Origin of the sequence: Streptomyces sp. CB03238 (assembly GCF_002099185.1) — a bacterium.
GTDB lineage: Bacteria > Actinomycetota > Actinomycetes > Streptomycetales > Streptomycetaceae > Streptomyces.
Genome location: NZ_NBCN01000003.1, coordinates 34,096 through 46,883 on the forward strand (window position 1 = coordinate 34,096; position 12,788 = coordinate 46,883).

Here is a 12,788-nt window from a genome sequence, read left to right on the forward strand (position 1 = left end):
CACGGGGGCGGGTGAGGACATGGGCACGTACGACGACGGCACCGGCACCAAGGCGCGGGCGCTGGCGGCCGCCATCAGCGCGGTCCTGGCCCGCGTGGACGCCCACGCGGCGCGGGCACGGCACGCCGGCCATCCGGCGGGCGCCACGCCCGGTCGCGCCCCGGCGGACACGCCGGGCCACGAACCCCGCGACTTCGCGGTCGGCAACGGGACCGCGGCCGACGCCGCGACCGGCCCGGAAGACCGGCCCACCGGTGCGGGGTACACCGCCGGGCACCCGAGCGGGGGCGCCGGGAACCGCCCGGCACGGCGGAAGCCGGCCGGGCAACCGCCCGCCACCGGACGGGCGAACGCCCCTGCCGCCGTCCCCGCTTCCGGGCCCGCCACCCCGGCGCCCGCCGCGCCCGACGCGCCCGCCTCCCTCGACGCGCTCGTCGCCTGCTTCGGGCTCACGCCGTTCGAGCGGGACGTCGTCCTCCTGACCGCCGCCGCCGAGCTGGACCCGACCACCGGGAGCCGGTGCGCCGCCGCGAGCGGGGATCCGGAGCGGGCGTACCCGACGTTCTCGCTCGCCCTCGCCGCGCTGGCCGAGCCGCACTGGAGCGCGCTGACGCCCGTCGGTCCCCTGCGGCGCTGGCGGCTCGTCGAGCTGGACGACGAGACCCGGCTGACCACGTCCCGGCTGCGGCTCGACGAGCGGATCCTGCACTTCCTGGCCGGGGCGCCCTATCTGGACGCCCGGCTGCACGGCCTGTTGCGCCGTACGGCCGTGCCGGACTCGCTGCCCGCCTCGTACGACGTGGCGGCGGGCCGGGTCGCGGCCGCCTGGACGGCGGCCACCGGGCAGGCGCCGCTCCGCGTCGAGCTGGTGGGCGGCGACCTGCCGTCACGCGCCGACATCGCCACCGCGGCCGCCCGGCGTTCGGGGCTCGGCCTGTACGCGATGGCCGCCGACGACGTCCCTACCGACCCCGCCGAGCGGGACCGGCTGGCCCGGCTCTGGCAGCGGGAGGCGATCCTGCTGCCGGCCGCGCTGCTGGTGGAGGTCGGGGACCTGGAGCGGGACCAGGCCGCCGCCACGGAGGCGTTCATCGAGAGCGCCGCCGTACCCCTCGTCGTGTCGAGTACCGATCCGCGGCAGACCGCGCGGCAGCGCGGTGAGCGGGTCACCGTGCCGGCGCTCGACACCGACGAGCAGCTGCGGGTGTGGGCGGACGCCCTGGCGGACGTACCCGAGGTGTCGGATGAGGACCTGAAGGATCTCGTCGCGCAGTTCTCGCTGCCGCCGCACCTGATCCGCTCGGCGGGCGCGGCCGTCGTACGGGACCTGCCCGGCGCGGACGAGCCGGCCGCGCGGGAGCTGGCCTGGCGGGCCGGGCTCACCGAGGCGCGGATGGGCATGGACGAGCTGGGCCGGCGGATCGAGCCGCAGGCGGGCTGGGGCGACCTGGTGCTGGCGGAGCGTCAGCTGAAGGTCCTGCACGAGATCGTCGCGCATGTACGGCAGCGCTCCACCGTCTACGAGGAGTGGGGCTTCGCGGCCACGCTGCGCCGCGGACTCGGCGTCACGGCGCTCTTCGCGGGCGGGTCCGGCACGGGCAAGACCCTGGCGGCCGAGGTGATGGCGAGGGAGCTGGGGCTGGACCTGTTCGTCATCGATCTGTCCCAGGTGGTCAGCAAGTACATCGGCGAGACCGAGAAGAACCTGCGCAGGGTCTTCGACGCCGCCGAACGCGGCGGCGCGCTCCTGCTGTTCGACGAGGCGGACGCGCTCTTCGGCAAGCGCAGCGAGGTCAAGGACAGCCACGACCGGTACGCGAACCTCGAAGTCAGCTACCTGCTGATGCGGATGGAGGCGTACCGGGGCCTCGCGATCCTCACCACCAACATGAAGCAGGCGCTGGACACGGCGTTCATGCGCCGTATCCGCTTCGTCGTCGACTTCCCCTTCCCCGGCGAGAACGAGCGCGCCGAGATCTGGCGGCGGGTGCTGCCGGCGCGGGCTCCGATGAAGGGCGTCGACCCGGCGCTGCTGGCCCGGCTGACCGTGGCGGGCGGCTCGATCCGCAACATCGCGCTGTCGGGCGCGTTCCTCGCCGCCGAGGAGGGTGAGCGTCTCCAGATGCGGCACATGCTGGAGGCGGCGCGTACCGAATATCTCAAGCTGGACCGCTCCTTGACGCCGTCGGAGGTCCACGGATGGGTCTGAACGAGGCACCTCGTACCGTACGCGTCGACATCGGCGAGCTGGTGCTCGACGGCTTCGACCGGGTCGACCCGGACCGGGTGTCGGCCGCGTTCCAGGCGGAGCTGGCCCGGCTCGTACGGGAGCGGGGCGTGCCGCTGGCGGCCGACGGCGGCCGGGCGCTGGACGCCCTGTCCGGGCTGCCGCCGCTGCCCGCGACGACGTCGCCCGGGCGGCTGGGCGAGGCGCTGGCCCGTGCGGTGCACGCGGGGCTGTCGGGGCGGGGTGAGCCACGATGACCACGTCTCGCGCGGAGGATACCCAGGCGGTACGGAAGGACCGGCGCCGCAAGCGCAAGGAGCGGGCCGTCTCCCGTACGCCGGAGCCGAAGGACATCGTCAGCGGGGCCGGTCAGCCGCTGGACCTCGGCGTGCGGCGGGAGCTGGAGGAGCGTCTCGGGTACGACTTCGGTCAGGTCCGGCTGCACACCGACCGGGACGCGGACGCGCTGACGGACATGCTGGGTGCCGACGCGGTGGCGGTCGGCCGGGACATCTTCTTCCGGGAGGGCGCCTACCTGCCGGGGACGGCGGACGGGCAGCGGCTGCTCGCGCACGAGCTGCTGCACACGGTGCAGAACCCGCACGGGCTGGGCGCTCTGCGGGCGGGCCGCGACCTGGGCGCGGTGAGCCTGCCGCAGCAGGCGGTGGAGCGCGAGGCGGAGTCGGCGGCGCGGGACCTCGTACGAGAAGGCCACGCGCCGGACGTCGAGCCGGGCCAGGAGACCCCCGGCTGGCTCCGCTACGCCACCGTGGACGCCGACCGCCGGCGCCTGGAGGACCTGGACCCGGCGACCCTGGTGGACCGGCTGGCCAACGGCGTGCTGCGCTCGCTGCGCGGCGACCCGGAGGACCTGTCGGGACGGGTGCGGCTGCAACTGGCGCGGATGTCGGAGCAGTTGCAGGACTCGGTGCTCGACCGGCTGGAGGTGCGGCTGCTGTCGAACGAGTACGACCGGCTGCTGGACCTCGCCGAGGAGTCGGATGATGGGCCGGTCGAGCTGGGCCCGGCGGAGGTGCCCGGCCCCGAGGTCGACCTGTTCGAGGAGCTGGGTGTCGAGCGGACCCGGTGGAAGCGCGAGGAGGAGGCCGACCGGTCGTCCGGTGACAAGCGGGCCGACGACGCCCGCGAGGAGCGGCGGGACGCCAGGGCCAGGGACGAGAAGCAGGGCGGTGAACGCAGCAGGGCGCGCGCCGACGCGGCGGCCGAGGACCAGGAGGCGGCCCGGCGCAAGGAGCAGGAGGACGAGCGCGCCCAGTCCCGGGAGCAGGCGGAGCAGGAGCAGCACCAGGAGGAGGAGAAGCAGGCCGCGGAGCGCGGGCGTGTCGACGAGGCCGCCGACGAACGGGCGGCGGAGCGGCAGGAGGGCACCGAGCAGGCCAAGGAGGAACGCAAGGCCCAACGGGACCGCGAGGAGCAGGATCCGGAACAGGCCAACGCCCCCGGCGCGGACAAGCGCAAGCGCAAGGACGACGCGAAGAAGCCGGCTGCCGGATCGAAGCAGGAGAACCTCGACCCGAAGGCGAAGGCCCAGCCCGGTGCCGTACGCCCGGAAAAGGTCGACGAGCGGGCGGAGCAGCGCGACAGCGCTCTGTCCGAGCACGGCCTGCACGAGAAGGACGAGGACGAGGGCGAGCCGCTGGAGGCCGAGAAGCCGCTCGGGCTCGAGGCGGGCGCGGACCGGGAGATCGGCGGCGAGGACGCGGCCCGTACGCCTGGGGGCGGCGGGGCCGAGGCCGAGCTGAAACCTGAGGACTACCTGCCGGCCACCGACCTCGATGTGTCGTCCGTGCCGACCGCCGACAACCCGGACGCGACCGTCCCCACGTTCCCCGCGCCGCCGCCGACGAAGGCCGAACAGGTCCAGCAGCAGCGGGAGATCGACGCGGAGGAGGAAGAGGACGAGGACGCCCCGGAGGCGGAGGCCAAGCCTCCGGGCGCGGAGATGGGGCCGGTGGAGGGCGAGGCGCCGCAGCCGGAGGGGGGGCCGGCGGCGGAGGCCGGGGACCGCGCCGAGAAGGACCTCCAGCCGGAGAAGCCGGTAGACCAGGAGGTGGGGCCCGATCCGGAGACGGATGCGCGGCAGCAGCCGGAGCCGGAGGCGGAGGAGCGGGACCCGGAGCAGGAGCAGGAAGCGGCGCAGCGCGACGCGGAAGACGGCCGGGAGGGTGCCAACGAGGACGCGCCGGACGCGCGGGAGGCCGCGGACCAGGAGCAGGAGCGCAAGGAGCAGGAGGAGCGCCGGGAGCAGCAGGGCGCGAAGGGGCTGCCGCAAGGGGCGGCGGCGGACAAACCGTCCGGTGCGGCGGGCTCGGACCTCGGTTCGGCGCCGGTCGCGCCGCCGGCAGGTGCGCACCCCGAGCGCAGCTCCGTCGAGGACGGCCGCCCCTCCCCCGCCACGCGCCGGGTCGCGGACTCGGCGCGTGGCGACCACGAGGGGTCCGCGCCCAGGAGCCAGATCCCGAAGGAGAGCGGGCCGGGCGCCACACCGAGCGGTGTGGTCGGCGGCAGCGGTACGTCGGGTCCGAGGGCCGCCACCGGTCCGGGTGGGGCGCCGTCGGTGGCGCACGCCGCGGTGAGCCCGGCGGCCGAACAGGCGCCCGCCCCGGGGCGGTTGGGCGCTCCGGCGCCGGAGGGGGCGAAGGCGCAGCCGGAGGCGTCGCTGGAGAAGGACGGCGGCGGGTGCGCCCCGCCCGAGCCGGCGGCGGAGAAGGAGGAGGGCGGCGGGAGCTGCGGCGGCGGAGGTGGCGCGGCCGCTCCCGAGGAGAAGCAGCAGGAGCCGCCGGACGTCTCGGGCCAGGACCCGAAGGCCGCGATCGGCACGGTAAGCAAACTGGCACCGGACCAGGCGCTGGCCGCCATGCCTGGCGTGGACGCCTCGGCGGACAAGAAGGTCGGCGAGGAGCAGCGTCGGCTGGACGCCAACCCGCCCGAGCGGGAACGGCCCTCGGGCGCGCCGCGCACCATGTCCGGTCCGCCCGAGGCGGCGGCGCCGGCGGCACAGGTGACAGGCAAGGTAGAGCGGATCGGGCCCGAGGACCAGGGCGAGAAGCAGCGGGCGAAGGGCAGCGACAAGGCGCAGGGCCAGAAGCCGACCGACAGCACTCCGCCGCCTCCGGTGCCGGCGGTGGGCAAGGAGCTGAGCGCCGAGGACGCGAAGAGCGTCGACGCGGCCGCCGACGCGGTACCGACGGTCGACCCGGAGCTGCGGAACAAGACGGTCGGCCCGGCGCCCAAGATCAGGCTGGAGGGCGCGAGTGATCCGAAGCGTACGGACGACCAGGCGAGGGCGCTGAAGGAGAAGCAGACCGAGATCCAGGACACGGGGCGGCAGGACGCCGCGAAGCCGATGGGCGAGGACCAGATCTTCCCCGACGCGCCGCGCGAGCAGCTCGTCGGCGAGGCGGCGGGCCGCGCGGGCGGCAAGGGTGGTGGCCTGGCGAAGTTGTCGGTGCCCAAGCCCGGCGTCGGGGCGGTCGCCAAACAGGAGCGCGGCAGCGAGATCCAGGGTGCGGCAGGCCAGGCGCAGGGCGATCTGGCCGCCAAGGAGAAGGAACACCAGCAGGGCGAGCAACAGGCCAAGCAGGAGAAGCAGACCGAGATCGACCGCGAGGTCGCCCAGAACGCGGCGAAGCAGACCTCGGAACGGGGCCGAGCCGCCGACGAGGCGCAGCGCGAGCGCGAGAACTGGCGCACCGAGCAGGACAAGAAGGTCGAAGAGGCGGACAGGAACTCCGAGAAGGAGCACACCGCCAAGAACAAGGAGATCGTCAAGGCCCGCGACGACAAGGACAAGGAGGTCGAGGACCGCAAGAACAAGGACAACGAGCGGATCGATTCCGAGCGGGAGAAGGCGGAGAAGGAAGCCGAGAAAAAGAAGGAGGAGAACAAGCCGTCGGGCGGCTTCCTCGGCTGGGTTGCCGACAAGGTGAAGAGCGCCTTCAACGCGATCCTCGACGCGGTCACCGCGGTCTTCGACGCGGCGCGCAAGGCCGTCAACTCGATCATCGACACGTTCAAGGACTGGGCCAACAAGGCCATCGACTTCGTACGTGACCTCGCCATCAAGGCGATCAACGTCCTCGCGGACGCGCTGATCGCGATCGGTGACGTACTGCTGGCGGCCTTCCCGGAGCTCCGGGACAAGTTCCGCAGGGCGATCGAGGGGCTGCGGGACAAGGCGATCGCCGCGGTCAACAAGCTGGCGGACGGCCTGAAGAAGGCCGTGAACGCGCTGCTCGACGCGCTGGCGGCCGGGCTGAACAAACTGCTCGACGTCCTGGAAGCGGGTCTGAAGGCCGTCATCAAGGCCTATCAGGCCGTGATCCTCGGCGCGATCAAGTTCGCGCAGGCGGCGATCGAGGCACTGGGCAAGTTCGCGGCGCTGGTCGCGGACATCGCGCCGGACCCGGGTGGCTGGTTGGCCAAGGCGGGCAGTTCGGCGAAGTCCGGCATCCAGGACCACTTGTGGGGCGCGATCAAGACGGGCGTCAAGCGGTGGTTCGACACGAAGGTCGAGGGCATCCTCGGTCTCGGCAAGGCCGTGATCGACGTCCTGGTGAAGGGCTGCGTCTCGATCAAGCAGATCGGGAAGATGGCGTGGGACGCGATCATCGCGTCGCTGCCGATGATGATCGCGTCGATCGTGATCGAGAAGGTCGTCTCGATGCTGGTGCCGGCGGCGGGCGCGATCCTGACGATCGTTCAGGGCCTGATGGCGGCGTGGCAGAGCCTCAGCTCGATCCTTTCAGCGTTCGGCAAGTTCTGGGCCTACCTGAAGGCGGTCAAGGCGGGCCCGGCGGCCTGCCTGTTCGCCGAGGCGGTCGCGGCGGGGATCGTGGCGCTGCTGGACTTCATCACCAACTTCCTGATGCTGCGCCTCACCGCTGCGACGAAGGGCGTGGGCAAGCGCCTCAAGGCGATGGCCGAGAAGATCATGAAGGGCCTGAAGAAGACGGGCAAGGGCGCGAAGGAGGCGGCGGGCGACGCGGTCAACAAGGCGCGCGGTGCGGTACGCAGCGCCCAGGACGCCCTGCGCCGGCCCGCGACCCCGGCGAAGCCGAAGGGCCCCCGGGTCCCGAAGAACCGCTCCGCCTCCACGGACCGCGGCCCCTCCTCGAACCGGCCCCCGAAGGACACCACCACCGACCGCCCGACGAGCCGCACCCCGGACCGGGAACGCGACCGCCGCCGCGAGGAATCGGAGGTTCAGCGCGACCGCCAACGCCCGGACTCCCGCCCGGACCGCACCCCCGACCAGCGCCCCGACACCGGGAGGGACAAGTCCCCCGACCCCGCCCCCAAGAAGAAGAAAGAGGTCGAGGCCCCCAAACGCCAGAAGCCGCGCAAGCCCAAGTCTCCGCTGGGCAAGGCCCTCGACAAGATCAAGGGCAGGGTCAAGTCGGCCTTGAAGAAGATCCGCAACGCCGGCAGGACGCTCGGGAAGAAGCTGCGGAAGAGCAAGGTCGGGCAGGCGCTGAAGAACAGCGGCAAGAGGATCCGCGACCTCTTGAAGAAGAAGCGCGATCGTATGCGTGACGAGAAGCGGCGGCGTACGGACCAGAGGACGAAGCGAAAGGACGATCAGAAGCGAAAGGAGAAGTCCAAGGAGTCGAAGGAGGCACGCCTCACCAAGATCGTCGCCCGTATTCGCCCGGCGCTCCAAAATCTCCTCAACAGGGGCGTCCTCCGCACCGTCATGCAGGTGACGCTGACCGCGATGCGGCTCTGGTACAAGCTGACGGGGCTGACCCTGCGCGGTGGGGAGCAGGGCGACATTCTCGCGCGCCTCAATCCGGAGCAGTCCACCAACTCGTTCGAAGAGTCGATGGACGTTTCCGAGGAGTTGTCGCCCGAATCACGAAGGCCGACGGCACAGCAGCAGGACGAACAGCGGGACCAACGCGACAACGGCGCGGAACAGCGGCCCGAACCGGGGCAGCCGGCCTCTCTCAAGCCGGAACTCCTTGCAATCCTTCGAGGCGCTCCCAGGATCCGGAAGGGCAAGTACGTACAGAAAGGCGAAACCCTCACCTACAAGGAGGGGGAGAAGCGTGCAGAAACGGGCGACAGACTCACCCCCGACCATATCCCGTCAGGCGAGGCCATCGTCGAAGCGGCAAGGAACAAGGCGGTGGCCCGCGCGGAGAAGCGCCTCGGACGCGAGCTGGATGCCGAGGAGCGCGAACAGCTTCTTCGTAGCAAGAAGATGCTCCACGTGAAGAACTCCAGAGGGAAGAAGAAGCGCGACACCGTGGCCCAGAAGATTTATGAGAATGCGCTGACCGTCGTGGTCGATGAGGATCTCCACGAACCGCGGCGCAGAGGGCCCAGGTTCGGCTCCCGCACGTGGGGGTCGAGGAACAGCGCCCGCCGGGGCGGTCCGGATACCTTGTACGAGGAGGATGCAAAAGATCTCACCAGGGCGACCGAGAAGGACTTCAGATTCTACTTAGAGTTCCTCGAGAACAAAGACAAACTCCTCAAGAGCCAAGTGCTGGCCTTCATCCGCCACTACAAGAAGCTGACAGACCGGAAGGTGATCAGCTACTCTCGCGCCATCGACGACATGCTGCTGGACTACTGGAAAAAGGCGAAAGATGAGCCACAGGCAAACAGTTGAGGAAATCGTATTCGACCCCCAGCTCTCGGTTCCCGAAAAGAGCGAGCGCATCATCGCCTACCTGTCACAGCAGCCGGGAAGGGGCGTAGCCGCCGCAGTCGACTGTCTCATGGAGACGAACGACGACCGGGTGTCATCGTTCGCCGCCACATATCTCCAGATGGTTCCCGGTGCACAAGAGGAGAAGACGCTCGCCGCCGAACGCCTCCGCGCGGCCGGCCCTCCACTCGTCAGGGCCGCCGCACGGCTCGTCCCATGGCTGCCGGGCGAGCTTCTCGACGGGTTCATCGCTGACTACTTGGCCGACCCCGAACCGAACTCGCCGCGCTCCAGTGTGCTGTTCAGCATCGCCATCTACACGCCGGAGCGGCTTCGCCCCTACGCCGACCGTATCGAGAGCGACTCGATTCAGCGCAGTCTCCTGTCGGGCGCCCCGGACGCGCTCGTCGACGCGTTCTTGGAGAGCTGGCGCGAGGACCGGGACCTCGACACCCTCCACGCCCTCGCTCTCATCCGTACACCGCACGCTGCTGACGTCATTCAGTCCCTGCGCGACGAACTCGATGAGCCGGAGGACTGGGAGGCCCTGATGGAGCTGGCCGGCCGACTCCCCGAGACCGGCGAGAGTTCGGGCTTCCGCCCCTCTTACATGGGCTTCGTCGTGGACCGAGGTGAGAGCGACCACGTCATGGGGGGGACGTATCACGCAGACGTGCCGCTGTGCCCGCGCTGCGAGGCACCCGCCGAACGAGTGCTGACCATTGCCGCCGGCTCCGTGCCGTTCGGCCTGAGCCAGGACCCATCCTTCTTCTGGTACTCGTGCGACTGCCGTGCTCTGGATTCCACAACGGTACGGATCGGCGGGGAAGGGCGGACCGTCTACTTCGGCCCTCAGGGCCCACCTCGCTCCGAATCAACGCTGGTACCCGGCGAGAGGTCCCTGGCTCTGGAACCGCATCCGAACCAGACGGGAGTCAGCCTGGAAGCCATTCCCGGCCAGTTCCTGCACCAGGTGGGCGGACTACCCCGCTGGTCGGAAGCAGACCTGCACCCCGTCTGTCCTGAATGCGGAAAGTCCATGCCGTTCCTGGCATCCATCGACAGTGGTCACACGCCGTTCGGGCCCATGGGGTTCGGCGGGGCCCTCTTCGGGTTCTGGTGCGACAGCTGCAGCGTATCGAGCACGCTCTTCCAGACCTGACCGCGCAGAAAGGCAACCCATGACCCGCTACGCCGACATACCCAAACCCATCCGCTCCGGCATCGTCGTCGTCGACCCCGAGCGCGGGACGCCGCAGCGGATCATCGTGCTGCAGTTCAACCCCGACACCCTGGAGCGGTCCCTCGCGCCCCAGGCCGCCGGGGGGAGCGGCGATGCCGGGGGTGGCGGGAGTGGAGGGGACCGGAACGAGGCCCTGCGGCTCAAGGGGCCGGCCGAGGAGACGTGGAAGTTCACGGCTGAGATCGACGCGACCGATCAGTTCGAGGTGGCCGCGCCCGAGGGGATCCATCCGCAGTTGGCGACGCTGGAGATGCTGGTGCATCCCACCACCGCGCAGTTGCGGGAGGCGTCCCGGCTGACGAAGAAGGGGGCCATCGAGATCAGTCCGATCGAGGTGCCGCTGACGCTGTTCACGTGGGGCAGCAAGCGCGTCATGCCGGTACGGCTCACCGAGCTGTCGATCAACGAGTCGGCGTTCGACGTCCATCTCAACCCGATCAGGGCGAGCCTCGGCATCGGGATGAAGGTGCTCAGCGTCAGTGATCTGCCGGCCGGGCACCGGGGGGCCGATCTGTATCTGGCGCATCTGGCACAGAAGGAGCGGCTCGCCGCGTCCGCGCGCGGCGGGCGGCTGGCGGAGCTGGGGCTGGGACGGGGGTTGTAGGACGTGATCGAACCGTACGAGAGCGCGCTCGACGCGATTCCGGGGTCGCACCCGTATCCCCGCACCAGCCGGTACCACGACGCGGAGATCGGGGTGCACCGTATGGCCGACGGGACCGAAGTGCGGTACACCAAGCGGCGGTTACTGCCGCCGCTGCCGGCCGACGAGGACACCGCGCCGCACACCGTCAGCAGCGGCGAGCGCCCGGACCACCTCGGGCAGCGGTACGTCGGCGACCCGGGGCAGTGGTGGCAGATCGCCGACGCCAATCCGGTCCTGGATCCGCACGAGTTGACCGGGGAGCCCGGACAGGAGATCCGGATACCCCAGGCGGGCGGATTCCATGGCTGAGGAAACGCCCGTCGGGGGCGGGCCCGTTCATCTCGCCCTGGAGATGGGGCCGAGGCTCACCCGTCCCGTCCCCGCCGAGGTCGCGGCGGCACTGCTGTCCGCGCAGATCACCCTGACCGCCGGGGAGCGGAGCGGGTTCCAGCTGGCGTTCGACCTCACCAAACGGGGGCTGATCACGGACCGGCTGCTGCCCGAGGGGTTCTTCGACCCCAGGACCCGGGTCATCGTCACCACCTCGGTCAAGGGGACATCGACGGTGGTCCTGGACGGTCTCATCGTCCGCCAGGAGGTGGGGGTGAGCAACGTTCCCGGCCAGACCACCCTCACCGTCACCGGCGAGGACCTGACCCTGCTCATGGACCTCGAGGAGCGGACCGATCGCTACCCGAATCTGCCCCCCTCCGAACGGGTGAAGAGGATCCTCGCGAGATACGCGGACTACGGCATCCGTCCGCGGGTCGTCCCGGAGCACGTGCATCAGCCGCCGCGTGAGCGGCTGCGCGTCGAGTACCAGTCCGGGACCGATCTGCAGTACGTGACGGAGCTCGCCCGGGCCAACGGCTACACCTTCTACCTGGAGCCCGGGCCCGGGCACCAGCAGTCCTTCGCCTACTGGGGGCCCGAGCGGCGGCTGGGCCGGCGGCAGCACGCGCTCAACGTCAACATGGACGTCAACTCCACCGTCGACCAGCTGACGTTCGCCTACGACGGGACGGCCCGCGAGGAACCACAGGCCCGCTGGCAGGACCCGAGGACGCGGGACTCCCAGCTGCTGCCGCAGCCCGACATCAACCCCCTGCGCCCCCCGCTCGGCAGGCGGCCCACGCCCGCCCTCAAGCGCAGGACCCTGTCCGGTACCGCGAAGAGGGCCCCGGAGCAGGCCCGGGCCGAGCTCCTGGCCAGAGCCGCGACGTCCGCCGACGCGGTCTCCGGCTCCGGGTCGCTGGACGTCAACCGGCACGGATACGTGCTCGAGCCGCGCGAGCTCGTCGGCGTGCGCGGCGCCGGCCGGGCGTACGACGGCGACTACTACGTCAAGTCCGTCACCCACAACATCAGGCCCGGCTCGTACCAGCAGAACTTCACGCTCTCACGTGAGGGACTGATCGCCCGCAGCGGCACCGTGCGACCGTGAGGACCAGGAGAACTTTGCATGGCTGCAGGACCGAACAACCGGTTTCTCGGCAAGTTCCGGGGCCAGGTGGTGAGCAACCGGGATCCGCTGAGGATCGGCCGGGTCACCGTCAAGGTGCCGGACGTGCTGGGTGATGAGCCGTCCACCTGGGCCCTGCCCTGCCTGCCGTTCACCGGGCGCCAGTCGGGGCAGTACGCGGTTCCGGCCGAAGGAGCCGGCGTGTGGGTGGAGTTCGAGCAGGGGGATCCCAGCTACCCCATCTGGACGGGGTGCTGGTACGGGCACGAGTCCGAGCTGCCGCCGGACGCGCTGGCGGGCCCACCGGCGCACCAGAACGTGGTGATCCAGACCTCCGACCAGCACAAATTGGTGATGGGAGACGTGCCGGGCGGCAACGGGATCCGCCTCCAGGCCGCCACGGGCGCGTACGTACAGATCGACGAGAAGGGCGTGACCATCGCCAACGGCCAGGGCGCGACGATCGTGCTGACCGGCAGTGAAGTCAACATCAACGAGGGCCGGTTGATCGTGCCCAAGAAGCCTTAGTCA

General features: G+C 70.9%; 8 protein-coding genes. All 8 read left to right on the forward strand.

The features are described 5' to 3' along the window. The first annotated feature begins 19 nt into the window (after positions 1 to 19). Genes BKD26_RS05255 through BKD26_RS05290 form a run of 8 tightly spaced genes read left to right on the forward strand, consistent with a single transcriptional unit; the run spans position 20 to position 12,785 of the window. Complete coding sequence (locus BKD26_RS05255; protein WP_084896982.1) at positions 20 to 2,209, forward strand: AAA family ATPase; 2,190 nt, start codon at positions 20 to 22, stop codon at positions 2,207 to 2,209. Continuing rightward, positions 2,200 to 2,484 carry a hypothetical protein gene (locus BKD26_RS05260; protein WP_084896306.1) on the forward strand — a complete coding sequence of 95 codons (285 nt, stop codon included), beginning with the start codon at positions 2,200 to 2,202 and terminating at the stop codon, positions 2,482 to 2,484. The genes BKD26_RS05255 and BKD26_RS05260 overlap by 10 nt, the downstream gene beginning before the upstream one ends. Next, positions 2,481 to 8,867: a DUF4157 domain-containing protein gene (locus BKD26_RS41940; protein WP_084896308.1), complete on the forward strand. Its 6,387-nt coding sequence runs from the start codon at positions 2,481 to 2,483 to the stop codon at positions 8,865 to 8,867. The genes BKD26_RS05260 and BKD26_RS41940 overlap by 4 nt, the downstream gene beginning before the upstream one ends. Further along, positions 8,845 to 10,068, forward strand: a complete 1,224-nt coding sequence (locus tag BKD26_RS05270) for a hypothetical protein (RefSeq protein ID WP_084896310.1) — start codon at positions 8,845 to 8,847, stop codon at positions 10,066 to 10,068. The genes BKD26_RS41940 and BKD26_RS05270 overlap by 23 nt, the downstream gene beginning before the upstream one ends. Positions 10,069 to 10,087: 19 nt before the next feature. Further along, positions 10,088 to 10,753: a hypothetical protein gene (locus tag BKD26_RS05275; protein ID WP_084896311.1), complete on the forward strand. Its 666-nt coding sequence runs from the start codon at positions 10,088 to 10,090 to the stop codon at positions 10,751 to 10,753. Between the two features lie 3 nt (positions 10,754 to 10,756). Continuing rightward, positions 10,757 to 11,104 carry a hypothetical protein gene (locus BKD26_RS05280; RefSeq protein ID WP_084896313.1) on the forward strand — a complete coding sequence of 116 codons (348 nt, stop codon included), beginning with the start codon at positions 10,757 to 10,759 and terminating at the stop codon, positions 11,102 to 11,104. Next, positions 11,097 to 12,239 carry a hypothetical protein gene (locus BKD26_RS05285; RefSeq protein ID WP_084896315.1) on the forward strand — a complete coding sequence of 381 codons (1,143 nt, stop codon included), beginning with the start codon at positions 11,097 to 11,099 and terminating at the stop codon, positions 12,237 to 12,239. The genes BKD26_RS05280 and BKD26_RS05285 overlap by 8 nt, the downstream gene beginning before the upstream one ends. 18 nt (positions 12,240 to 12,257) lie before the next feature. Next, positions 12,258 to 12,785, forward strand: coding sequence for a phage baseplate assembly protein V (locus BKD26_RS05290; RefSeq protein WP_084896317.1), 528 nt, complete (start codon positions 12,258 to 12,260; stop codon positions 12,783 to 12,785). Positions 12,786 to 12,788: the final 3 nt, after the last annotated feature.